General features: G+C 67.1%; 20 protein-coding genes. 12 read left to right on the top strand and 8 right to left on the bottom strand.

The window, feature by feature from the left end; translation table 11 throughout:
• Positions 1-22: 22 nt before the first annotated feature.
• The 3 genes from ACP4XC_RS06360 to ACP4XC_RS06350 are packed head-to-tail and all read right to left on the bottom strand — an operon-like array spanning position 23 to position 1,898.
• Complete coding sequence (locus ACP4XC_RS06360) at positions 23-976, bottom strand: hypothetical protein (protein WP_427174014.1); 954 nt, start codon at positions 974-976, stop codon at positions 23-25.
• Entirely contained in the window at positions 973-1,734 is a 762-nt protein-coding gene (locus ACP4XC_RS06355) for a cytochrome b N-terminal domain-containing protein (RefSeq protein WP_427174013.1), read from the bottom strand. Before ACP4XC_RS06355 ends, ACP4XC_RS06360 begins: the two co-directional genes overlap by 4 nt.
• Positions 1,731-1,898: a hypothetical protein gene (locus ACP4XC_RS06350; protein ID WP_427174012.1), complete on the bottom strand. Its 168-nt coding sequence runs from the start codon at positions 1,896-1,898 to the stop codon at positions 1,731-1,733. The genes ACP4XC_RS06355 and ACP4XC_RS06350 overlap by 4 nt, the downstream gene beginning before the upstream one ends.
• A 128-nt stretch (positions 1,899-2,026) precedes the next feature.
• Here ACP4XC_RS06350 and ACP4XC_RS06345 point away from each other — a divergent pair, with 128 nt between their 5' ends.
• The 3 genes from ACP4XC_RS06345 (at position 2,027) to ACP4XC_RS06335 (ending at position 5,557) form a co-directional block, all read left to right on the top strand.
• Complete coding sequence (locus tag ACP4XC_RS06345; protein ID WP_427174011.1) at positions 2,027-2,713, top strand: Maf family protein; 687 nt, start codon at positions 2,027-2,029, stop codon at positions 2,711-2,713.
• Between the two features lie 232 nt (positions 2,714-2,945).
• Entirely contained in the window at positions 2,946-4,748 is a 1,803-nt protein-coding gene (locus ACP4XC_RS06340) for an acetyl/propionyl/methylcrotonyl-CoA carboxylase subunit alpha (protein ID WP_427175034.1), read from the top strand.
• 77 nt (positions 4,749-4,825) lie between these two features.
• Positions 4,826-5,557 (top strand): glutamine amidotransferase, encoded by a 732-nt coding sequence (locus tag ACP4XC_RS06335; RefSeq protein ID WP_427174010.1) that lies wholly within the window; start codon positions 4,826-4,828, stop codon positions 5,555-5,557.
• A gap of 91 nt (positions 5,558-5,648) precedes the next feature.
• On the opposite strand, the gene ACP4XC_RS06330 is transcribed toward ACP4XC_RS06335, so the two are convergent.
• On the bottom strand, positions 5,649-7,058 hold the full coding sequence (locus ACP4XC_RS06330) for an MFS transporter (RefSeq protein ID WP_427174009.1): 1,410 nt from the start codon (positions 7,056-7,058) through the stop codon (positions 5,649-5,651).
• Positions 7,059-7,323: 265 nt separating this feature from the next.
• Between ACP4XC_RS06330 and ACP4XC_RS06325 the strand changes: the two genes are divergently transcribed.
• The 5 genes from ACP4XC_RS06325 (at position 7,324) to ACP4XC_RS06305 (ending at position 14,245) form a co-directional block, all read left to right on the top strand.
• The gene (locus tag ACP4XC_RS06325; protein ID WP_427174008.1) at positions 7,324-8,799 is read left to right on the top strand and encodes an MFS transporter; all 1,476 of its coding nucleotides are present in this window, start codon (positions 7,324-7,326) and stop codon (positions 8,797-8,799) included.
• 1 nt (position 8,800) lies between these two features.
• Positions 8,801-10,990, top strand: a complete 2,190-nt coding sequence (locus tag ACP4XC_RS06320) for a molybdopterin oxidoreductase family protein (RefSeq protein ID WP_427174007.1) — start codon at positions 8,801-8,803, stop codon at positions 10,988-10,990.
• The gene (locus tag ACP4XC_RS06315; protein ID WP_427174006.1) at positions 10,987-12,573 is read left to right on the top strand and encodes an FAD-dependent oxidoreductase; all 1,587 of its coding nucleotides are present in this window, start codon (positions 10,987-10,989) and stop codon (positions 12,571-12,573) included. Before ACP4XC_RS06320 ends, ACP4XC_RS06315 begins: the two co-directional genes overlap by 4 nt.
• A gap of 195 nt (positions 12,574-12,768) precedes the next feature.
• Positions 12,769-13,350 carry a hypothetical protein gene (locus ACP4XC_RS06310; RefSeq protein ID WP_427174005.1) on the top strand — a complete coding sequence of 194 codons (582 nt, stop codon included), beginning with the start codon at positions 12,769-12,771 and terminating at the stop codon, positions 13,348-13,350.
• A gap of 142 nt (positions 13,351-13,492) precedes the next feature.
• Positions 13,493-14,245 carry a YcnI family protein gene (locus ACP4XC_RS06305; RefSeq protein ID WP_427174004.1) on the top strand — a complete coding sequence of 251 codons (753 nt, stop codon included), beginning with the start codon at positions 13,493-13,495 and terminating at the stop codon, positions 14,243-14,245.
• A gap of 90 nt (positions 14,246-14,335) precedes the next feature.
• On the opposite strand, the gene ACP4XC_RS06300 is transcribed toward ACP4XC_RS06305, so the two are convergent.
• The gene (locus tag ACP4XC_RS06300; RefSeq protein WP_427174003.1) at positions 14,336-14,941 is read right to left on the bottom strand and encodes a cysteine hydrolase; all 606 of its coding nucleotides are present in this window, start codon (positions 14,939-14,941) and stop codon (positions 14,336-14,338) included.
• A gap of 163 nt (positions 14,942-15,104) precedes the next feature.
• Here ACP4XC_RS06300 and ACP4XC_RS06295 point away from each other — a divergent pair, with 163 nt between their 5' ends.
• Complete coding sequence (locus ACP4XC_RS06295; protein WP_427174002.1) at positions 15,105-15,746, top strand: hypothetical protein; 642 nt, start codon at positions 15,105-15,107, stop codon at positions 15,744-15,746.
• Between the two features lie 34 nt (positions 15,747-15,780).
• Here ACP4XC_RS06295 and ACP4XC_RS06290 read toward each other — a convergent pair whose 3' ends face one another.
• On the bottom strand, positions 15,781-17,196 hold the full coding sequence (locus ACP4XC_RS06290) for an NAD(P)H-quinone dehydrogenase (protein WP_427174001.1): 1,416 nt from the start codon (positions 17,194-17,196) through the stop codon (positions 15,781-15,783).
• A gap of 92 nt (positions 17,197-17,288) precedes the next feature.
• On the opposite strand from ACP4XC_RS06290, the gene ACP4XC_RS06285 reads away from it, so the two are divergent.
• Positions 17,289-18,107: a purine-nucleoside phosphorylase gene (locus ACP4XC_RS06285; protein ID WP_427174000.1), complete on the top strand. Its 819-nt coding sequence runs from the start codon at positions 17,289-17,291 to the stop codon at positions 18,105-18,107.
• 66 nt (positions 18,108-18,173) lie between these two features.
• Here the strand turns inward: ACP4XC_RS06285 and ACP4XC_RS06280 are convergent, their stop codons facing one another.
• Complete coding sequence (locus ACP4XC_RS06280; protein WP_427173999.1) at positions 18,174-18,659, bottom strand: RrF2 family transcriptional regulator; 486 nt, start codon at positions 18,657-18,659, stop codon at positions 18,174-18,176.
• A 162-nt stretch (positions 18,660-18,821) separates the two neighbouring features.
• On the opposite strand from ACP4XC_RS06280, the gene ACP4XC_RS06275 reads away from it, so the two are divergent.
• The gene (locus tag ACP4XC_RS06275; protein WP_427173998.1) at positions 18,822-20,579 is read left to right on the top strand and encodes a phospho-sugar mutase; all 1,758 of its coding nucleotides are present in this window, start codon (positions 18,822-18,824) and stop codon (positions 20,577-20,579) included.
• Positions 20,580-20,583: 4 nt separating this feature from the next.
• Here ACP4XC_RS06275 and nirD read toward each other — a convergent pair whose 3' ends face one another.
• Positions 20,584-20,949 carry a nitrite reductase small subunit NirD gene (gene nirD / locus ACP4XC_RS06270; protein ID WP_427173997.1) on the bottom strand — a complete coding sequence of 122 codons (366 nt, stop codon included), beginning with the start codon at positions 20,947-20,949 and terminating at the stop codon, positions 20,584-20,586.
• A 293-nt stretch (positions 20,950-21,242) separates the two neighbouring features.
• On the opposite strand from nirD, the gene nirB reads away from it, so the two are divergent.
• Positions 21,243-23,885: a nitrite reductase large subunit NirB gene (gene nirB / locus ACP4XC_RS06265; protein ID WP_427173996.1), complete on the top strand. Its 2,643-nt coding sequence runs from the start codon at positions 21,243-21,245 to the stop codon at positions 23,883-23,885.
• Positions 23,886-23,887 lie beyond the last annotated feature (2 nt).

Below are 23,887 nucleotides of genomic sequence, written 5' to 3'. Positions count from 1 at the left end.
CAATGGAGGCCTCGGGGAGGGTTCAGCGATTCCGGTAGTAGTCCCGCCAAATCAGGCGATGAAGCGGCACCTTCCGCGGCAGCGACCTCAGACCCGGGATGAACGGCAAGAGTGTCAGCAACACGGTCAGCACGAACATTGTGGCAACCACCAGGGCATCGGCATTTGGCGAGGACTTGAACGGTTCCACCTGATAGAGGAGCGAGAAGAGCCACAGCCAGGACTGCCCCGGGGTGTCGCCCGTCTCGTTCATCACCCCCCACTGGTCCCCGGTCAAGTGTTGGCTTGCCGCAAGATCCGGAAAGTAACCACCGTCTCCCAGAAACAGGAGGCTTCGGGTGTAGTCCATGTTGTAGAAGGTCCCGCCACCTTGCAGCACGCCGTCCAGACTTCCTTGCCGTGCCATGTCCAGCAACGCGCCGGTCAGCGCGGGGACCGGCCCATAGTCGCCGTCGGCTACCTTGGCCGGATCGTTGTCAGGGGCTGCTGCGAGGGCATCGGAATAGGCAGCTGCCCAGTCGGCCCGTTGCTGGTCCGTGGCGGCAGTCCAGCCGGCGACGGCGGCCGGCGGTGACGGCAGCGTCTCCAGCGGGGCAATCACAAAATCCTTGGCCGTATCGACAGGAAGCCGGACGCCGGCGAGGCTTTGGAGGTCCAGGGGGCCGATCTTCTGTGACGCGTCCGGCGTGGAGTTATACGGCGGCCCGTAACCTGCGGTGTCACTGGTTCCGCCCAGTTCTTTTGCGGCGGTGGCGACGAAATCCGCGGGGGCGGCGGTTGCCCATCCCTTAAGACTGACGCTCGGTTCATCGGGTGACCCAAAGATGGCGGATACAGCGAGCACAAGCAGGCCCACCACAATAACACCGATGGTCAGTTCCTTGACAAGGTCGTACTCGCGCACGCTGCCTGTCCACGGCCTGCCCGCTACATCGTCCCTCTTCCGCCAGGACGTGTTGGCCTTTTTCCTTGTCATCGCGCCACATCCCCGCGTTCGGCGGACTCCGGAAGGGCGGCGGACTCCGGAAGGGTGGTGGACTCGGACGCGTTGGCGGGCTCCGCACCCTCACGCAATAACTGGGCGTCGCCCTCTGCCGCCTCCAGCGGAGGTGCCACTCCGTGGACACGGACAAGCAGGACGTGCAGGATCACCACGGCGCCCACGGCCAGAGGCAGCAGGGTGATGTGCCATACGAAGATCTGTCCGAGGTTGGCCACGTTGAACCAGGCGCCGACTCCGACTGCGTTGAGGGCGTCCTTGGCCTCGAAGGCGATCCACTGGGAATCAAAGTTCGTCTGCAGCAGATAGCCGGTAAAGGCCGCAACGATGGACACGACGAAGGAGAGCATCCCGGTGATCCAGGTCAGCACGCGGCCCCCGCGCCAGGCCGCCATCCAGAACTTCAGCCATAAATGGACCACCATGAAAATGAAGAACAGCTCCACGCTCCACAAATGAGTGCTGTTCACAAAGCTGCCCAGCGACGACACGTGATACCACTGGGGGCCGTTCAACCCCAGCACCACCCCGGAAATGATGATCCAGAGCAGTGAAGCAATAGCCCCCATGCCGAACACATAGGCCCAGGACATCACATAGCTTGGCTGGTCCTCCGGCAGTAATTTGTCCGGCGGAAGCTTCCCCAGCAGCCACCGGCGGGCCTTCCCGGTCCAGGTGTGGGCGTCGCTGTCCTCCACCGGCGAGCCGGGAGTCCGCGTGGCACGGATACTCATTTTCGCCGCTTCCCGCCGGGAAAGGGGAGGACCAGGGCCAGGACAAACAGGATGATCATCACCACGATCACCATCAGGTTTCCCAACTGGATGGTGAAGCCATCCCAGCCAAGATACGTTCCGGCACCCACCGTGCCAAGGCCTGCGACTAGCCATCCGGTCATGGAATGCTCGATTCTCTATGGGACCCGGTTCAACCCGACCACGGCCAGGAGTCCGCAGCCAGAGTCTTTCGCCCCCGTATCCCGCCGGTTCCCGGATCCGGACCGCACCGGTCAACTAGGCTGGAGCGGTGACCCGCCTCATTCTTGCCTCCCAGTCCCCCGCCCGCACCAAGCTGCTGCACTACGCCGGCATCGCACATGAGGTCCTCGTTTCCGACGTGGACGAGGACGCGGTGCAGGCCCGCTACGGCGTGACCGACCCGCACGACACCGCCCTCCTCCTGGCCCGGGCCAAGGCCGAGGCCGTGGCCGCCCTGCCCGAAGCCGAGGGCACCCTGGTCCTCGGCTGCGATTCGGTCTTTGAGTTCGACGGCGAGGCGCATGGGAAGCCGTACACGGCCGACGTCGCCCGGGAACGGATGCTGCGCATGAGCGGGCGGATGGGGGTGCTGCACACCGGACACTGGCTGGTGGACTGCCGCGACACCGATGCCGACGCGTGGGAGGACAGCCCGGCCGACGTCGGCTCCGGCGCTACGCTGGGGGCCGTCAGCTCCGCCGAGGTCCACTTCATGGAGATGACCGCCGCGGAGATTGACGCCTACATCGCCACCGGCGAGCCGCTGCAGTGCGCGGGCTCCTTCACCATCGATGGCTACGGCGGGGCCTTCATCCGGAAGGTCGACGGCGACCCGCACGCCGTCGTCGGACTGTCCGTTTCCACCCTCCGCGGGCTGCTGGCACAGGCAAAGGTGGGCATCACCGATCTGTGGACCGGCGGTGCGGCGGATCCGGCGGATATCCGCGCGGAGTGAGCTAATACGCAGCCGGTTGTAGCTTACCTACAAAGGTCGGGCGCTTTACGCGCGGAATCCGCAAGTAATATCGGCGGAACCCTCAAAACCGCGCTAGGCTCCCTGAAGGAAAGAAGGAGACGCCTTGTCAGCAAATTCGGAGCAGTCCGCACGTCCAGCTCAGTCAGCCACAGCCTCAGGCACCGGCGGGAACGCGAGCACCACAGCAGTCCAGGGTCCCGCTGGCGCGGCCCTGACCAGCTCCAAGCGGCTGAGCAAGGTCCTGATCGCCAACCGCGGCGAAATCGCCGTGCGCATCATCCGGGCCGCCCGTGACGAAGGCATCGCCTCCGTCGCCGTGTATGCGGACCCGGACCGCGACGCCCTGCATGCGCGCCTGGCCGACGAGGCTTACGCCCTGGGCGGCAACACCGCCGCGGAGTCATACCTCGTGATGGAAAAGCTGATCGAGGTGGCCCACCGCTCCGGCGCGGACGCCGTCCACCCCGGCTACGGCTTCCTCGCCGAAAACGCCCAGTTCGCCGCCATGGTCATCGGCTCCGGACTCACGTGGATAGGCCCCTCCCCCGAGGCCATTTCCGCATTGGGTGACAAGGTTCAGGCCCGCCACATCGCCGAAAAGGTCGGCGCCCCGCAGGTCCCCGGCACCGCCGACCCGGTGGAGACCGCCGAGGAAATCCTCGAGTTCGTTGACAAGTTCGGGCTGCCGGTAGCCATCAAGGCAGCCTTCGGCGGCGGCGGCCGCGGCATTAAAGTCGCACGGAACCGCGAGGAAATCCCCGAACTGTTCGAGTCCGCCGTCCGCGAAGCAACCGCCGCCTTCGGCCGGGGCGAGTGCTTCATCGAGCGTTTCCTGGACGCGCCCCGCCATGTGGAGACGCAGTGCCTGGCGGACGCCTACGGCAATGTTGTGGTGGTTTCCACCCGTGACTGCTCCCTGCAGCGCCGGAACCAGAAACTTGTGGAGGAAGCTCCCGCTCCCTTCCTGACCGAGGAACAGAACCGGCGCCTGTACGAGTCCTCCAAGGCCATCCTGAAGGAAGCCGGCTACCTGGGCGCGGGCACCTGCGAGTTCCTTGTGGGACAGGATGGCACCATCTCCTTCCTCGAGGTCAACACCCGGCTCCAGGTGGAGCACTGTGTGTCCGAGGAGGTCACGGGAATCGACCTCGTCCGCGAGCAGTTCCGGCTGGCCCGCGGGGAAGCGCTCGGCTACGGGGACCCCGAGGTGCGCGGCCACTCCATCGAGTTCCGCATCACCGGCGAGGATCCGGGCCGGAACTTCATGCCCGCGCCGGGCACCATCACCAAGCTGAAGAACCCCACCGGCCCCGGCGTCCGCATCGACTCCGGCGTGGAGCAGGGGGACGTCATCAGCGGCAACTTCGACTCCATGCTCTCGAAGCTGATCATCACCGGCGCCAACCGGCCCCAGGCCCTGCAGCGCGCCCGGCGCGCCCTTGAGGAAATGGTGGTGGAGGGAATCCCCACCGTCATCCCGTTCGACCTCGCAGTTGTCACCAACCCCGACTTCGCGCCGGCCGACGGCGCCCCGTTCACGGTGCACACCCGCTGGATCGAGACCGCTTTCGTGAACGATATCCCGGCCTGGACACCGACCGGCGCCGCCACTGAAGCGTCCGACGCCGGCGAACGCCAGCACGTCGTCGTCGAGGTAGGCGGCAAGCGCCTTGAGGTGGTCCTGCCGGCGTCGCTGGGCTCCCGCCCCGGGGCCGGCGCGGGCGGCGGCAAGCCCGCGAAGGCTAAGAAGCGCTCCCGCTCCGGCGGCGCGGTGGTCGCTGCCAGCGGAAATTCACTGACGTCGCCCATGCAGGGAACCATCGTGAAGGTGGCCGTCACCGAAGGCGACGTGGTGGCTGAAGGCGATCTCGTCGTCGTGCTGGAGGCCATGAAAATGGAGCAGCCGCTGACCGCCCACCGGGCCGGCATCGTGATCGGACTCTCGGCAAAAGCTGGCGAGACCGTGTCCGCCGGCGCCGTGATCGCCATCATCGAGGACGCAACCGCCGGGTAAGACATGGCACCCCGGCCCTCCTTCCGGCGCGGGCGCGCCTCTGGCGCCCCCGCGCCGGGCGTGTGCACACTTGTTGTGTGAAGCCATTCCTGCTCCTTGCCTCCCGGGCCGAGGACGCCGCCGCCGAGGACGAGTACCAGGCGTACCTGCGCTATTCGGGACTCGCCGCGGAGCAACTGCACCGGATCCGGATGGAGGCGGCCCCCCTTCCCCGGCTGGACCTCGGCGGGTATTCCGGGGTGATTGTGGGCGGGAGCCCCTTCACCTCCAGCGATCCGCCCGAACACAAGAGTCATGCCCAGCACCGGGTGGAGCGCGAGCTCGCCGCCCTGCTGGACTGGATTGTGGCGGAGGATTTTCCGTTCCTGGGGGCCTGCTACGGAGTCGGCACGCTGGGACTGCACCAGGGCGCACTGATCGACCGGACCTATGGGGAAGGACTCGGCGGTGTGACCGTGAGCGTGACCGAAGAGGGACTGGTGGACCCCCTGCTCAAAGGCCTGCCGGGGAGCTTCACGGCATTCGTGGGGCACAAGGAGGCCTGCACGGTCCTGCCGGGCCATGCCGTGCTGCTCGCGAGCTCGCAGACCTGCCCGGTGCAGATGTTCAGGATCAAGGCCAACCTTTATGCCACGCAGTTCCATCCCGAGCTTGATGTGGACGGCCTGGTGACCCGGATCGACACGTACCGCCATGCGGGCTACTTCCCACCGGAGTCGGCCGAACTGCTGATGGAGAACGCCCGGCAGTTCAGCGTCACCGAGCCCATGACCATTCTGCGGAATTTCGTGGAGCGGTACGCACGCTGATTCCCGGTCCGGCGCGTCCGGAGGCCGGACCCGCAAAAACGCCCGGCGTGTTCAGTGAACACACCGGGCGTTTCCGTTGGCGATGAGCAGATCAGGCCACGTTGTTCTCGTAATCGAGGTCGCGGGTTTCCTTGCTGACGAACAGCGCCACGAGCGTCAGGACGGCCATGACCGTGAGGTAGACGCCCACCAGCACGGGGCTGCCCTTGGCCATCTCCCAGAGCCACACCGCGATGAACGGGGCCACAGCCGCGCCCAGGATGCTGGAGACGTTGTAGCTGATGGCGGACCCGGTGTACCGGACGTTGGTGGGGAACAGCTCAGGCAGGAGCGCGCCCATGGGACCGAACGTCAGGCCCATCAGTGAGAAGCCGATGATCAACACCGCCATGGTGCCGATGAAACCGCCACCGAACAGCGGGACGAAGAGCAGGCCGAACACGAAGATGCCGGCGGTGACGGCGAGCAGCATCTTGCGGCGGCCGTACTTCTCGGCCAGCGGGCCCGAGACCAGGGTGAAGATGCCGAAGAAGACGACGCCGGCAATGAGCATCCAGAGGAAGTCGTTGCGGGTGTAGCCCAGGCCGGGGACGAAGGCGGCAGCTGCCGCCTCGGTCATCGGCTTGCCGGCCTTCTCGGCTGCTGCCTGCGCGCCGGCCAGCGTGGGCTTGGTGCCGTAGGTCAGCGTGAACGTGGTCATCAGGTAGAACAGCACGTACGTGGCGAGCATGATGAAGGTGCCCAGGATCAACGGACGCCAGCTGGTTTTGAAGACGCGGCCCAGCGGCAGCTTGGCAACCTCGTTGGACTCGAGGACCTTGGTGAAGGCCGGGGTCTCGATGAGTTTGAGGCGGACGTACAAGCCGATGATGACCATCACGGCGCTGACCAGGAACGGCACGCGCCAGCCCCAGTCGGCGAAGGCCTGCGGCGTCAGGGTGTAGCTGAAGACCAGGAAGATGATATTGGCGATGATGAAGCCGATCGGGGCGCCCAGCTGCGGGAAGGTGCCGTAGACGGCGCGCTTGTTGGCGGGGGCGTTCTCGGTGGCCAGCAGGGCCGCGCCGCTCCATTCGCCGCCAAGGGCCAGGCCCTGGGCGAAGCGCATGACCACCAGGAGGGCCGGCGCCCAGAAGGACCAGCCTGGAACCAGTGCGGTCGGCAGGCAGCCGATCAGGAACGTGGCGATCCCCATGGTGAGCAGCGAAGCCACCAGGGTGCCCTTGCGGCCGAACTTATCGCCGAAGTGGCCAAAGACGATCGAGCCCAGCGGGCGGGCCACGAACGCGACCCCGAACACCGCGAAGGAGCTGAGCAGCTGGGTGGTCTCGTTCTGTCCGGGGAAGAACAGCTTGGGGAAAACGAGCACGGCTGCCGTGGCGTACACGTAGAAGTCATAGAACTCGACGGTGGTGCCAATCAGGCTGGCGAAGATCACGCGACCGCGCGAGTTCACCTGCTTGGCGGACCCGGGTTCCGTGGAGGTGGCAGTGGATGACATGTAGTGGCGCTTTCGTGAGGACCGGGCCGGCGCCCACGAAAGACTGGCCGGCTAAGGGATACGTATCTCTCGATAATAGTTGGGGCCGTCCACTCGCTGGACAAAAGGTCCACCATATGGACTGTCTGATTCGTCTCATTTTCGGTCCTCACGCTGTGACGTGGGCCCCGATAGGCAAATGTCACAGCACGTTAACACAGCGCGACGGTCCGCGAAACGAGCCGTCCCTACCGTTGAAGGACAACATCCCCTTAGGAGGTACACCGTGACTGTTGACCGCACCGCAGATGCCGGCGCCGGCATTTCCGCCGACATTGACGCCGAGCCGTGGCAGGGACTTGTTGCCACTTCTGCCAGCGCGCAGCCCGGCACCACCCGCACCACCGACGCACCCGCCCTTGACCACCGCCCCGGCCGCTGGATCGCCAACTGGGATGCAGAGAACAAGGACCAGTGGGAATCCCAGGGCCGCTCGATCGCCCGGCGCAACCTGAACTGGTCCATCTTCGCCGAATTCCTCGGCTTTGTCGTGTGGCAGCTGTGGTCCATCGTGGTGGTCCAGCTCCCCGCGGCCGGTTTCAAGTTCTCCACCAACGAGATCTTCTGGCTGATCTCCATGCCAAGCCTCGTCGGTGCCACCCTGCGCATCCCGTACACCTTTATGGTCCCCCGCTTCGGCGGCCGCAACTGGACCATCGTCTCGGCGCTGCTGCTGCTCATCCCCTCGGTGGGGCTGGCCATGTGCGTCGCAAACCCGGGAACACCGTTCGGCGTGATGCTCCTCGTGGCCGCACTGGCGGGCTTCGGCGGCGGCAACTTTGCCAGCTCCATGGCCAACATCACGTTCTTCTACCCGGCCCGCGAAAAAGGCTGGGCCCTGGGCCTGAACGCGGCCGGCGGCAACCTCGGTGCCGCCGTGGCGCAGCTCGCCGTTCCCATTGCCGTCACCCTGCTGGCGGCCGGTACCATCAACCTGCCAGTCGCCGGACTCATGTGGGTCCCGCTGATCCTGCTGGCCGCCTTCGGGGCCTGGAAATACATGAACAACCTCACCAGCGCCAAGGGCGATGTGGCCGGCTCCCTGGCTGCGCTGAAAGAACCGCACCTGTGGATCATGGCGCTGCTGTACATCGGTACTTTCGGATCGTTCATCGGCTTCGCCGGCGTGTTCCCCAAGCTCATCAAGGACTACTTCCCGGCCTTCTCCTCCATCGGCGTCGGCACCGTGGCGCTGTCCCTGGCGTTCCTTGGCCCGCTGGTCGGCTCCCTGGCCCGTCCCTACGGCGGACGGATGGCGGACCGGATGGGCGGAGCCCGCATGACCGTGGCCGCGTTCGCCGCGATGGCGGTCATCACCCTGACCATGATCTGGACCCTGCCGCTGAAGAACTTCTGGCTCTTCCTGGTCCTGTTCCTGTTCCTCTTCACCGCCAGCGGCTTCGGAAACGGCGCCACCTACCGGATGATCCCGGTCATCTTCGCCATCTCCAGCCGCGCTGCACGCTCCGGCGCCAGCACGGTGGCCACCCAGCGCCTGGCTTCCTCCGCACTTGGCCTTATCTCGGCCATCGGCGCCTACGGCGGGTTTGTTATCCCCCAGGTGCTCAACGCCTCCAACACCGCCAGCGGCTCCTACACCCCGGCCTTCTACGGTTTCGTCGGGGCCTACGTCCTGATGCTGGCCGTGTGCTGGTTCTGCTACATCCGCAACGCCAACCGAAACGCGATGGGACACGTCTAACATGACCAAAAGCGCCGACACGCACTGCCCCTACTGCGCCCTGCAGTGCGCCATGACGCTGAAGTCCCCAGCGGCTCTGACCCCGGCTGACCAGCCGGGGTCAGAGCCCGTGACTGCCCGACCCGCTGTGGAGGTCAGCGGACGCGACTTCCCCACCAACCGTGGCGGGCTGTGCCGCAAAGGCTGGACCTCCGCATCGCTGCTGAACCACCCCGGACGAGTCACCGAGCCCATGCTCAAGGGCCCCGACGGCGTCCACCGTCCCGTCAGCTGGGACGATGCCCTCAAACTCATCACGGCGGCCGTCAAGGAAACCCGTGCCCGCCACGGCGCGGACGCCGTCGGAGTCTTCGGCGGCGGCGGGCTCACCAACGAGAAGGCCTACCAGCTGGGCAAGTTCGCCCGGCTGGCCCTGGGGACCTCGCGGATCGACTACAACGGCCGGTTCTGCATGTCCTCCGCCGCGGCCGCCGGGATGCGCGCCTTCGGCCTGGACCGCGGCCTGCCCTTCCCGCTGGAGGACCTCGATTCCGCCAGCACCATCATGATGCTCGGATCCAACGTCGCCGAGACCATGCCGCCGTTTGTCCAGCATCTGCAGGGCGCACGCGACGCCGGCGGGCTGATCGTAGTGGACCCCCGCCGCTCCGCCACCGCGGCGTTCACCTCCGACGGCGGCGGCCTGCACCTCCAGCCGCTGCCCGGCACCGACCTCACGCTTCTCCTGGGCCTTTCCCACGTGGTGATCCACGAGGGCCTGGCCGACGCCGGCTACATCGCGGCCCGCACCAGCGGCTACGAGGCCCTGAGCCGCAGCGTCAACGCCTTCTGGCCGGAGCGCGTCCAGTCCCTCACCGGCGTTCCCGCTCAACTGATCCGCGAGACCGCCCGCAGGCTTGCCGACGGCGCCACCAAGGGTGGAACGTACATCCTCACCGGCCGCGGCGTGGAACAGCATGTGGACGGCACGGACACTGCCACCGCCGCCATCAACCTGAGCCTGCTGCTTGGCCTGCCGGGTTCCGCCCGCAGCGGCTACGGCACGCTCACGGGCCAGGGCAACGGCCAGGGCGGCCGCGAGCACGGCCAGAAGGCCGATCAGCTGCCCGGCTACCGCAAAATCACCGACCCCGCCGCACGGGCGCACATGGCCACCGTATGGAACGTGCCCGAATCCCTTATTCCCGGGCCCGGCCTCCCCGCCGTCCAGCTGCTCCAGTCGCTGGGGAAGCCCGGCGGGGTCCGCTGCTTCTTCGTGCACGCCTCCAACATCGCCGTGGCGTCCCCCGATGCCAACGCCGTGCTTGAAGGCCTCCGCAGCCTGGACTTCCTGGTGGTATGCGACTTCTTTATGTCCGAGACCGCCGCCGAGGCCGACCTGGTCCTTCCCGTGCTCCAGTGGGCCGAGGAGGAAGGCACCCTGACCAATCTCGAAGGCCGGGTCCTCCGCCGCCGCCGCGCCCTGCAGCCGCCGGCAGGGGCCCGCAGCGAACTCTGGATCATGGCGCACCTGGCCGAGGCACTGGACGCGCCGTCCACCTTCAGTGAGGACCCGGAGACCGTCTTTGAGGAACTGCGCCGGGCCTCCGCGGGCGGCCTGGCCGACTACTCCGGCATCGACTACGCCATGCTGGACCGCGGCGAGGCCGCCTACTGGCCATACCCCGCCGGCAGCACCGGCACGCCGCGGCTCTTCCTGGACAGCTTTGCCCACCCCGACGGCAAGGCCGTCATGACTCCGGTGACGCCCCGCCGCCGTCGTACTCCGGCCGCAAATCCGGACCCGGCTGCGAAGACCATGACCCTGATCACCGGGCGCCTGCTGGAGCACTATCAGTCCGGCGCGCAGACGCGGCGGGTGGCGGAACTGCTGGCCACCCAGCCTGAGGCGAAGATGCAGATCCATCCGGCGGCAGCGGCTCCCCTGGGCATTACCGACGGCGCATTTGTGTCGGTGGCCAATGAACGCGGCGAAGTAGTGTGCCGGGCCGAGCTGAGCACCACGATCCGGCCCGAAACCGTCTTCCTCCCCTTCCACTTCCCGGAGCTCGAGAGCGCCAACCGCCTGACGGAGGCCGCCACCGACCCCATCTCGGGGATGCCGGAGTTCAAGTTCAACAAGGTATGGGTCCGGCTGGCGGCGGACTTACCACAGACCAGTCTTCTTCAGACATCGGAGGCCTCCTCATGAGTGAGCGGATTGTAATTGTTGGCTTCGGACCGGTGGCCGCGCGACTGGTCGACGAACTGCTGCCCACCGTGCGCGACGGGCTGGCGCACGTGACGGTGATCGGCGAAGAGACCGATGCCGCCTACAACCGGGTGCTGGTGGCCGACCTCGGCGTGGGCCGCACCACGGCCGAGGCCCTCGCTTTGTCAGACGCCGCGGCCCTGGTCGCCGAGGGTGTGGATGTGCGCCTTGGCGTGCGCGTGCGCCGGGTGGACCGCGCCCGTCAGCGGCTTATCCTCACGGACGGCAGCTCCCCGGGCTACGACCGCCTGGTCTTCGCCACCGGCTCCCGTCCGGTAATCCCCAACCTCACCGGGCTCAACCCTGATCCGGCCGCCCCCGTGCTGCCGCGGGGCGTCACCGCGCTGCGCGACCTGAGCGATGCCGCAGTGCTGCGACGGGCCGTTTCCGGCGGGAAACGCGTGGTGGTGCTGGGCGGCGGCGTCCTGGGGCTCGAGACCGCCCTGGCCGCCGCGGAGGAAGGCGCCACGGTCACCGTGGTCCACAACGGCCCGCATCCGCTGGGCCGCAACATCGACCGGGGCGGTGGATCGGTGCTGGCCGCGAGCCTGCGAAACTGCGGCGTCCGGATGGCCGGCAACGCACGTTCCACCGGAGTAGAACACAACGCTGCCGACGGCGGCTTCTCCGCGCTGCTGCTTGCTGACGGTTCCGCGATCGACGGCGACCTGCTGGTGCTCTCCTGCGGCGTGCGCCCGCGCATCGAACTCGCCGAAGGCTGCGGGCTGTCCACCGCCACAGGCATCCTGGTTGACCACCGGCTCCGCGCGCACCACGAGCCGCACATTTTCGCCATCGGCGACTGCGCCGAGGTCCGCTGCCCGGACCCGGACTGCACCGAATGCCGCTCGGCCCGCGGCCCGTCGGGCTTGGTGGGCCCCGGATGGCGCCAGGCCGAATGGCTCGCGGAATACCTGACCCTCCTGGCCGAAGGTTCCCCGGACAGCGGATCCCCGGACAGCGGATCCGCCGCGGCGGCCGCCCTGGCTGAACTGCCGGCGGAGAAGCCGGGGGTGATCGTGCTCAAGGCCCGCGGCATCAACATGGCCGTTGCCGGAGACAACTCCGCTGACCCCTGGGACGAGGAAGCGCTCACCGCCGGTGCCGTCGCCGGACGCCCCCGGCTCCAGATCGCCCAGTGGGCTGATCCGGAACACGGCCGCTACGTCAAAATGACCACCCGCGCCGGCGTCCTGGAGGGCCTCGTGGCTGTGGGAATGCCCCGCACGGCGGCCGAACTGGTGCAGCTTTTCGAGCGCGGCGACGAACTCCCGGCCGACAGGTCCCTGCTGCTCCGCCTGGACGGGCCGGACCAGCTGGCCGGCGCAGGTCCGGCTGATCCGGCCCGCACGGTGTGCCGGTGCGCGGGCGTCAGCGGATCCACCATCCAGGATGCGGTCGTCGACGGATGCGGCACCGTGGCCGAGGTCTCGGGCGCCACCCGCGCCGGAACCGGATGCGGCGGCTGTCACTCCGATATCAAGGACATCATCGAAAAACACTTCCAGGCGGCGGCCGCCTGAGGGGTCCTGACCCAGCGGGCTGACCGAGGGGCCAGCGTGGGGGGCTGACCGAGGGGCGACCGTGGGGGCAGCCAGAGGCGTGGACCGGGCACGGAACCGTGACTGCGTCAATTAGCCGGTGGAGCAGGGTTCTCCCTAAAATGGAGACCGGCAACACCAGTGACGGAAGGGCGGGCGAATGGCTTGAGTGCCCCCTTGCGTTTTCCTCGTGCCGTTGCCGTGACCGCTTCCATGTTCTTCCTGGCCGCGGGCGCCCACGTGCTGGCCGGCGGCGCCCTGCCCGCTCCGGGAATCCTCGTTGGCCTGGTGGCGTTGACATTGGCTGCGGTGATGATCCTGACCAGGGTCAAACTCACGGCGCCGGCGATGCTCGCCCTGCTCGGTACCAGCCAGTTGGCCCTGCATGAGGCGTTTGCGGTTCTATCGGTGACCGGCAACGTCGCCCCCGCTTCGGGTCAACAGCATCTCCACAACGTGGTCTTGGAGCTTTCCTCCGCCGTAGCCCTGATGCCCGGGCATGCGGCAGAGCCCGGGGTTTCGATGCTGGTGCTGCACGCTGCCGCAACCGTGGTTACGGCGCTGATCCTGGCCCGCGGCGAGGCTGCCCTGTGGGCGCTGGCAGCCTGGCTGCGCCCGCTCATCCGCCTGCTGGCCGCCCTCGTCATACCTCCGCGGCCGCGCTTGCTGGCGCCGGCCGTCGTGTTCATTCCTTCCCGGTGGAGAAACCTCCGGCGGCCCTCGCTAAGGGGACCCCCGCCCGTTCCTGCCGTTCCCTGAGCGGCACAGCCATCCACGCCGCCGCCCGGACCAATCCTGGCCGGATTCACGGGCCCGTCCACCCGGCGGTCATCTCCGTTTCCCCACCTTTGCGCGCCGCGCGCCTCCGGCCTGCCCGCGCATCCATTTGGAAGGCATCTTCATGAAGACTTCAATCCGCCGCGCCCTCAAAAGCCTCACCGCGGCCACAGCGGCGGCCGGGATGCTGGCCCTGGGCGCCGCCGCAGCGTCCGCCCACGTCTCGGTTGACCCCGACGACACCGGGGCCAACGGCTTCTCCCACCTGACGTTCAATGTTCCCAACGAGTCCGCCACCGCGAAGACCAGCAAGCTCGAGGTCAAGCTTCCCACCGACACCCCGTTCACGTCCGTGTCGGTCAAGCCGGTTGAGGGCTGGAGCGCCGAGGTGATCACCAGCGAGCTGCCCAAGCCAATCACGATCGCCGGTGCTACGGTCACGAAGGCCCCAACCTCAGTGGTCTGGACAGCCGATGCGGCCCATCAGCTCGGTCAGCACCAATACCAGGGATTCTCCCTCTCCGTGGGCAGGCTGCCAGCGGCCGGGACCATCGTGACCCTTCCGGCTGCGCAGACCTACACCGACGGCACTGTGGTGAATTGGGACGGGAAGACCGTCGAAGGCCAGGACGAGCCCAAACACCCGGCTCCGGCCTTTATCACCACGGCCGAAGACAGCCCCGCAACGGCCCCCGCATCCGCCGGTGCCTCGCCGGAAGCTTCACCGCCAGCAACGGAGAAACTGGCCCAGGCCGGCCAGGTGTCCAACACCGGGGCCTCGGCCTGGGCCGTCGGCCTGGGGGCGGCCGGGTTCATCCTCGGCGCCGCGGCACTGGCCCTGGTCCTGGCCGGACACCGCAGGCAGGCCGCCAGGTAGCCGGGCCGCCAGGTCATCAGGACACAGTCAGGGTCGGGCAGGCGCTGCATGCCCGACCCTGAGCGTGCGTCCCAGCGACCTCTTGTCCGGTCAGCCGAGGGACTCGACAAACTTTCCTGCCGTCATGGGCGTGGAGAACATCGGGTAGTCATAGGCAATGGCATTCTCGTGCTCCTCCACGGACGTGGCTGCCACGCAATCGCTGAGGGTGATGACCTTGTAGCCGTTTTCGTAGCCGCTGCGCATGGTGGATTCAACGCAGCAGTTGGTCAGGAACCCGCCAAGGGCGATGGTGGTGATCCCCTTGCTGCGCAGGATGAAGTCCAGATTGGTGCTGGCGAAGGTGTCCAGGCCCCGTTTGCCCTCGATGAGGATGTCTCCCTCGGCGGGGGCGAGTTGGTCGATGATTTCCGCCCCCCAGGTCCCCTTGACGAATACTTTCCCATCCACGACGCCCTTGAGGATTCCGTAGGGGTGCGCGCCCAGTTCGTTGTAGCCCTCGGCGAAGGTGATCGGCGCGTGCATGATGGTGGCGCCGGCCGCACGTGCTGCATCCACCATTCGGGAGGTGTTGGCCAGCATGTCGGTCTTCTCCATCACGGGCCGGACGGCATCGTGCAGTCCGCCGCCCTCGGAGGCGAAATCGTTCTGGTATTCAATGAGTACGACAGCGGTGGTGCTCGGATCAATCTGCACGGAAACCTCCTGGCCGGAAAAGGGCCGCTCCCGGTGATCCGGCGCAGCCTCGGCCAGACTAAACCCCCGCACCGAAACCCCACAAGGACCTTGGGCTCTTGCCTCCCCGCCCCGTGCGTCGTCTTATGGATGCAGGAGTCCCCGCGTCCGCAGGAGGCGTTGCATGTTCACCGTCACGATCATTCTCGGCTCGGTCGCGCTGATCATTGTTGCGCTGGCCATGGGCGTCGTCTTCCTTCGGCAACAGGACCGCGCAGTCCGGGCCCGGGCGCTGACCAGGACCGGCGCCTCAATCATGGCGGTCTTCACGGTCCTGGCGGGCCTCTTCGTCAGCGGCTACGCCTTGGCCGATCCGGGCGGCGCCGGGGGAATCGGGCTGGTCCTCGGCTGGATCATTCCCTTGACCATTCTTGCCCTGCTGGCCTGGCTGCGGCCGGCCTGGGCCGCGCCGGTGCTGATTTCCCTGACGGCGGCTCTTATCCTGGCCAGCATCTGGTTCGCCGTTGACTCAGCCCCTTGGCGCGCGTTCGAGAACCAGAACGGTCCGTTCAGGGCCATAGCCGTGCTGGTGCTGGCGTTCCCCGGCGCGGTGCTGGGCCTGAAACGCACCTTGGCCGCGGCCTGGCTGCTGGTGGTCCTTGGCATGGGGCCAGTTTTGGTCTCGGCCATGGGCAGCCTCGCCGGAGTGGTGTCGCTCTCCGCTATCAGCGTGATCCCGCTGATCACCGGGCTGCTGTACCTGGTGGCTGCCGCCATGGTCCGCAACGGCCCGTCACCGGATCAGATCCGGGCCGCGGCTGCCTAAGGTGTCCCCGAACGGGACCAGCTGGCCGTGAGGCCTACATGTGGACGTGCAGGCGCCTGGCCGCTTCGGAGATGGAACCGCTCAGGGACGGGTACACCGTGAAGGTGCTGGCGACGTCGTCCACGTGCAGTTTGTGGGTGACGGCGATCGCGATCGCGAAGATGAGTTCGGACGCGTTGGGGCCCACCACCACGCCGCCAATGACCGTGCCGGAGCCCTTGCGGGCAAAGATCTTAATGAAGCCGTCCCGGTGGTTGCGCATCTTGGCGCGGGCGTTGCTGCGCAGCGAGAGCTTGACCACGTCGCCCTGGTACTTGCCCGAATCGATCTCGGCCTCGGAGACACCCACGGAGGCGATCTCCGGCGAGGTGAAGATGTTCGACGCCACCTGGTGGAGCTTCAGGGGTGTCACGCCGTCACCCATAAAGTGCGCCACGGCTATGCGGCCCTGCATCGCGGCCACGGACGCCAGGGCAAGGACGCCGGTGCAGTCGCCGGCGGCGTAGATGTTCGAAGCGGTGGTGCGTGAGACACCGTCCACCTTGATGTGTCCGCTTTCCGAGAGCGCCACCCCGGCTTCCTCGAGTCCGATGCCCGCGGTGTTGGGGATGGAGCCCACGCAGACCAGGCAGTGGCTGCCGGTGACCTTGCTTCCGTCGCCCAGCGTGACCACCACGCCGTCTTCGGTGCGTTCCACGGTCTCGGCGCGGGAGCGGGACAGGACCTTGACGCCGCGGCGTTCGAAGACCTCCTGCAGCACCTGGGCGGCGTCGGTGTCGGAACCGGGCAGCACGTGGTCGCGGCTGGAAATCAACGTCACCTTCGAGCCCAGGCCGTTGTACGCGGAGGCGAATTCGGCGCCGGTGACGCCGGAGCCCACCACAATAAGCTCCTCGGGGAGTTCATCGAGGTTATAGATCTGGGCCCAGTTCAGGATGCGCACGCCGTCAGGCCGGGCGGTGGGCAGCTCACGGGGATGGGCGCCGACGGCGAGAAGTATCGCATCAGCCTCGATGATCTCGGTGCCCTCGGCCGTCAGCACCTCGATAGTGTGGTTATCCAGCATCCTGCCCGAACCGATCAGGATGCGGACCCGCTGGTTCTCGAGGCCTTTTTGAATGTCATTGGACTGTTGCCGGGCCAGCCCCAGCAGCCGGTCGTTGATGTGCTTGAGGTCCGCCCGCATGACCGGCACGAAGTCCCCGCCGTCGACGTCGAATTTAACGCCCAGCTCCCCCGCCTCACCCACGCGGGTCATCAGATCCGCCGTTGCGATCAGGGTTTTGGAGGGCACGACGTCGGTCAGCACAGCGGAGCCGCCCAATCCGGCGCGCTCAATGATGGTGACATGGGCCCCCAGTGAGGCGGCGACCATGGCGGCTTCGTAGCCGCCGGGCCCTCCACCGAGAATTGCGATGCGGGGTGAGCTGAAATCGGGATGCGTAGTCACAATCATCCATTCTCCCCCATCGGCCGCAGCACCACCAATAAGCCCCGGCGCCGGTGCTGGGCAGTGGCGGGCCGGCACGATAGCTTGTACCAGTGAGTACTACGGAATTCCTGAACACGGACCCTTTTGATGCTGCCCGCGCGGCCGCCGATTACATCGCCGAGGAGACGGGCGTTGACCGGCACGACGTCGCCCTGGTGCTCGGCTCAGGCTGGGCCGAGGCCGCCGAGCTGATCGGCGATACCACTGCCACCCTCTCCGCCGACGAGGTGCCGGGCTTCTCCGCTCCTTCCGTGGAGGGCCATGTGGGAACCATCCGGTCTGTACTGACCAAGGAGGGCAAGCGTGCCCTGGTGCTCGGCGCCCGTACGCACTACTACGAAGGCAAGGGCGTCAGGTCAGTGGTGCACGGCGTGCGCACCGCCGCAGCGGCCGGTTGCAGCACCCTGGTGCTGACCAACGGCTGCGGCGGCCTCAACGAGGACTGGGCCGCGGGGACCCCGGTGCTCATCAGCGATCACATAAACCTCACCGCCGCCTCCCCCCTTGAAGGCGCAACGTTCGTTGACCTGACAGATCTTTACTCGGCACGCATCCGCGGCCTGGCCCGTGAGGTTGATCCTTCACTCCAGGAAGGCGTGTACGCGCAGTTCACGGGCCCGCACTACGAAACCCCCGCGGAGGTGCAGTACGCCAAGCGGATCGGCGCGAACCTGGTCGGCATGTCCACGGCGCTGGAGGCCATCGCCGGCCGCCATGCGGGCATGGAAGTGTTCGGCATCTCGCTCGTGACCAACCTCGCAGCCGGGATCAGCCCGGCGCCGCTGAGCCACGAGGAGGTCCTGGAAGCCGGCCGCGCCGCGGGGCCGCGGATCTCCAAGCTGCTCGCGGAGATCATCGCCAAGCTCTAATACAAACGCCGGCCTGTGGTTACTGAATAACCAGCCGCATGGCCGGACGGCTGGTCGGCCTGGTGGTCAGCCCCGTGCCGGCATGAGCCGCTGCAGGGTATCCTTCTTGGCCGTGGGAAACTTCCGCTCCACGGAGGCCGCGATTCCCGCAATGGTCTGCCTGGACAGCGCCTGCCGCCAGGCAAGTTCCGCCTGCCGCATGGTCTGGGAGACGAGGCAGCTACGGACGTAGTCCTCCAATTGGTCGGCGTCCGGGGAATTGCCTAGGATCGATTCACAGCGGAAGGCCGGCTCCGGCCCTTCGATGGCCAGGACGATGTCCAGAACCGTGATCTTCTCCGGTCGCCGCGCCAGCTGGAATCCGCCGCGGGGCCCGGACACGGAAGACAGAATGCCGGCCCTGACCAGCGCCTGGAGCTGCTTGTTGAGGTAGGCCGAGGGAAGCTTGTAGAGTTCCGCGAGCCTGGCGCTGTTCACGGCTTCCCCGGACGGGGACCACGACATGTTGACGCAGCAGTGCAGGGCCCACTCAACCCCCTGCCCCATTTTCATTTTTCAGACATTACGTGTCCGGAAAAACGGCTGTCAAGGCTCCCGGGGCCTGAGCGTAGGCCTGCCGCCGGGCACGCCGTGCGTGGCAGAAGCACGAAGTGTGACCGGGCCCGACGCTTGTCGGCCAAGGAATCCCGGACGTTAGACGATAGCTTTGTTCCTATGACGTCTTCCGATGCCGAATTCCCGCAACTGCTGAGCGCCGCCCAGGATTGGGCCGCACAGGACCCGGATCCGGCAACCTCCGCCGCCCTGAGCGAGCTGATCCTGCACTCCCAGGAGGGAGTGCTTTCCGCCCGCCAGGAGCTCACGGACAGCTTCAGCGGCACCTTGCAGTTCGGAACGGCCGGTCTTCGCGCCCCGCTCGGCCCGGGCCCCAGCCGCATGAACCGGGTGGTGGTCCGGCGCGCGGCCGCCGGGCTGGCCGCCTTCCTCACCTCCGCGGTGGATGGAGCGTCGCCGGGAACCCGGCCGCGCGCCGTCGTCGGCTACGACGCCCGCCACAACTCCGATATCTTCGCCGAGGAGACCGCCGCGATTTTCACTGCCGCGGGCATCGAGACCTTCCTGATGCCCCAGGCGCTGCCCACTCCGCTGCTCGCGTACGCGGTGAAGTCCCTGGATTGCGACGGCGGTGTGATGGTGACTGCCAGCCACAACCCGCCGCAGGACAACGGCTACAAGGTCTACCTCGGCCGGCACGCTGTGGGGGAAAACGGCCGGGGCGCACAGATCGTGGCTCCCTATGATGCCAAAATAGCCGCCGCAATCGAGAGGGTGGGTCCGCTGGAAGAGATCACCCTCGCTCCGGAAGGGTGGACGGTCCTGGGTCCGTCCATGGCTGCGGAGTACGAGGCCGCGACCGCGGCGCTGGCCCTTCCCCAACACTTCCCGGCCCGGGACCTCAAGATCGTCCTGACCCCCATGCACGGCGTGGGTGGGGACACCGCGGTGAGAGTGCTGAATGCCGCAGGCTTCGCCGACGTCACCCTTGTGGCCGAGCAGGCCCAACCGGATCCGGATTTCCCCACCGTGAGCTTTCCCAACCCGGAGGAACCCGGCGCCTTGGACCTCGCGCTGGAAACCGCGGCCAGGGTGGACGCCGACATTGTCCTGGCTAACGATCCCGACGCGGACCGCGCGGCCGTTGCCGCCAAGGATCCGGATACGGGCGCCTGGCGGATGCTGCGGGGAGATGAGGTGGGCTCACTGCTTGGCGCCCATGTCGTGGCCCGGCTCGCTGCAGCGGCGGCCGCCGGTGATGGCACGTCGCCGCAGGGCGGAGTCTTTGCCAACTCCATTGTTTCCTCACGGCTGCTGGCACGGATCGCGGCGGCGGCGGGCTATGCCCATGAGGAGACCCTGACCGGTTTCAAATGGATTTCCCGGGTTCCCGGCCTGTTGTACGGCTATGAGGAAGCCCTTGGCTATTGCGTGGCACCCGAGCTGGTCCGGGACAAGGATGGCATCTCGGCAGCCGTGCTCATCGCCGAATTCGCCGCAGCGGCCAAGGCGGGGCAGAAAACCATCTTCGACACCCTGGATGAGCTGTACCTGGTGCACGGTCTCCATGCAAGCGACCAACTCAGCATCCGCGTGGCGGACCTTGGACTGCTGGACGCGATGATGAACCGCCTCCGGGTCAGTGCTCCGGACTCATTTGGCGGTTCCGCCGTCGAAACGTTCCGGGACCTGGCGGAGGGAACCGAGCAGCTGCCGCCCACGGACGGCCTGCTGTACCTCACCAAGGACCGCACGCGGGTGATCATCCGTCCCAGCGGCACCGAGCCCAAGCTCAAGTGCTACCTGGAGGTCATCCGCAGCGTGGGATCCGCCGCCGAACTGCCGGAGGCCCGCCAAGGTGCACGGGCAGCACTGGACGCAGTGCTGACCGACGTCCGCGAAGCACTGGGGCTCTAGGTCCCTACAGCTCCACCTCGACGTAACCGTCCACGATGCGGGTGCCGAAAGTGGTCAGGCGCAGGCCCGGCGTTCCGAAGCACTCCCCTGTCCTGAGGTCGTAGACCTCCTTGTGCAGCGGAGATGCAATGGTCTGGCGTGCGCCGCGCGAGCCGAGGATGCCGCGGGCCATGACGTGGGCGCCGGTGGCGGGATCCTCATGGGCTACAGCGAAGACCTCACCCGCGGCGACGCGGAACAAGGCCACCTGGCGGCCGGCAATCAGCGCGGCCTCGCCCCAGGCGAGTTCCAGTTCGTCGAGCGCGCACACCCGGTGCCAGCCCGCTGCGAATCCAATGGTTTGTTCTTCAAGTTCAAGTATGGCGGTCATTTCCGGCCCCTCTCGCATTGCCTGCGGCCTGGCGTTAGTGCCGATGGCTGCCAGGCCCGGACCGCCGACGCGGCCACATATCCAAGCTAGGACCACGGTGTTTCAGCAGCGTGCAGTCAATGTGTCGCGGACGTAAAAGGCGACTCACCTGTCCGGAAATCCGTTCGTGATGCAGAAGTTAAGTTAACGAAACAAAAGGGAAACTGAAGCGAAACTGCCCCTGCCTAGTCTGGATGGACACCTCGATTGAGAAGGTCGCAGATCACCGCTGCGCCCCATGCGAAAGGCCCACAGTGACCGGACAGACTTCAAGCACACAGACACCACGCCGCATCGTGGTCGCCGGCGGCGGCCCCGCGGCCCACCGCTTTGCCGATGCGATGTACGCCCGTGGCCTCGAAGGCTGGCACGTGACTGTCCTCACCGAGGAGGCTCACCTCCCCTACGACCGGGTGGCCCTCAGCAAGGCACTGACGGACAGCGGCGTGGACCTCACCCTCGGCACGGCGTCAATGTGGGACCACGACGCCCTGGCCCTGAAGACCGGCGAACGCGTCACCAAGATCAACCACGCCGCCAAGTCCGTGGAGACCGCAGCAGGGAACACCTATGAATTCGACGAACTCGTGGTGGCCACCGGCTCGGACGCCGCCCGTCTGCCGATCCCGGGCGCCGAACACGTGCACGTCTACCGCACCCTCGAGGACGTCTGGGCGATTAACAAGGCCATCGCCGAACTCACCGAAAAGCTCGGCCGCAAGATCACCGCCGTGACCATCGGCGGCGGTCTCCTGGGCCTCGAGTCTGCGGCGGGCACCGAACAACTGGGCGCGACTCCCGTGGTGATCAACGGCGCTCCGTGGCTCATGAACACCCAGCTGGACGAGGGCGCCGGCCAGGCGCTCGGCCGCCTGATCGAAGCCAAGGGGTTCACCGTCCACGGAGGCGTGTTCCCCTCCGAGGTGCTCTCCGAAGACGGCCAGGTCACCGGCGTGCTAATGGCCGACGGCCGCATCATCCCCGCCGACCTCGTCATTGTTGCCATCGGTGTGAAGCCGCGCGACGAACTCTTCCGCGCCCCCGAAGGCGGAGAACAGCTGTTCGACCTCGGCCCGCGCGGCGGCGTAGTGATCACCGACGGCTGTGAAACCCAGGTCCCCGGCATCTGGGCGATCGGTGAGGTGGCCAACTTCGGCGGCATGTGCCTGGGCCTCGTGGCTCCGGCCAACACCATGGCGGAGATTGTGGCGGACCGCCTGCACGGCGGCGGGGCAACGTTCCCCGGTTTTGACGCCGCCACCAAGCTCAAGCTCTCGGGCGTGGATGTGGCCAGCTTCGGCGATGCGTTCGCCAGGACCGAGCACTCGCTCGAAATCGTCTACGCCGACCCTGCCCGCGGCGTCTACCAAAAGATCGTCACCACCGATGACGCCAAGACCCTCCTCGGCGGCATCTTCGTGGGGGACGCGTCCCCCTACACGAGCCTTCGGCCCATGCTGGGCCGCGAACTGGCAGCCGAGCCCGGCGCCTACCTCACCGCGGCCGGCGGCGGGGAAGCCCCCGACACCGAACTGCCGGACGACGCAACGCTGTGCTCCTGCAACAACGTCACTGCCGGAACCATCCGCGACGCCGTCAACGGCTGCGGCGCCTGCGAGGGCAACGCGCCCGTCCAGGAACTCGGCGAGCTTAAGGGCTGCACCCGCGCCGGAACCAGCTGCGGATCGTGCGTGCCGATGCTCAAGAAGCTGCTCGAAAGCGAACTGACCAAGTCCGGCGTCGAAGTCTCAAAGGCACTCTGCGAGCACATCGAACTTTCCCGCCAGGAGCTCTTCGAGACGATCCGCGTCCTGGAACTCACGTCCTTCGAGGAGGTCATGGCCAAGTACGGCACCGGCGCAGGCTGCGACATCTGCAAGCCGACCATCGCCAACATCCTGGCCAGCCAGAACAGCGCCTACGTCCTGGACGCCGGCCGCGGCACCCTGCAGGACACCAACGACCGCGCCCTGGCGAACATGCAGAAGGACGGCACCTACTCGGTGGTCCCCCGCATCGCCGGGGGCGAGATCACCCCGAAGAAACTCGGCGTCATCGCCGCCGTGGCCGAGAAGTACAACCTCTACACGAAGATCACCGGCGGCCAGCGCATCGACATGTTCGGAGCCCGGCTGGAGCAGCTCCCGGAAATCTGGAAGGAACTCGTGGACGCCGGCTTCGAATCCGGCCAGGCCTACGGCAAGAGCCTGCGCACGGTGAAGTCCTGCGTCGGTTCCACCTGGTGCCGCTTCGGCGTCCAGGACTCGGTGGCCATGGCCATCAACCTGGAACTGCGCTACCGCGGACTCCGCAGCCCGCACAAGCTGAAGATGGGCGTCTCCGGCTGCGCCCGCGAATGCGCCGAGGCCCGCGGCAAGGACGTCGGCGTCATCGCGACGGCCGACGGCTGGAACCTCTACGTCGGCGGCAACGGCGGCGCCACTCCGGCCCACGCCCAGCTCCTGGCCAAGGACCTCGACGACGAGACGCTGATCAAGTACATCGACCGGTACTTCATGTACTACATCCGCACCGCCGACCGCCTGCAGCGCACCGCCCGCTGGCAGGAGGAGCTCGACGGCGGCATCAAACACGTTGAGGACGTAGTGGTGCATGACACCCTGGGCATCGCCGAGGAACTCGAAGCCGCCATGGCGAGGCACGTTGAGACCTACATCGACGAGTGGGCCGACACCCTGAAGGATCCCGAGCGCCTGCGCCGGTTCCGGTCGTTCGTCAACGCCCCCGACCAGAAGGACGACTCCATCACCTTCGTCCCCGACGAGCGCGGCCAGATGCGCCCCGCCACGGCAGAGGAAAAAGAACGCGCCAGCCAGCAGCCAGTCCTGATCGGGTCTTCCATCCCGATGAGGCCCCGCGACGAGAACGAGGCATAGCC

It is taken from the genome of Arthrobacter sp. 92 (genome assembly GCF_050260325.1).
GTDB lineage: Bacteria > Actinomycetota > Actinomycetes > Actinomycetales > Micrococcaceae > Arthrobacter.
Note: the sequence above shows the minus strand (reverse complement) of the source record. Positions and strands in the feature narration are given on the sequence as shown.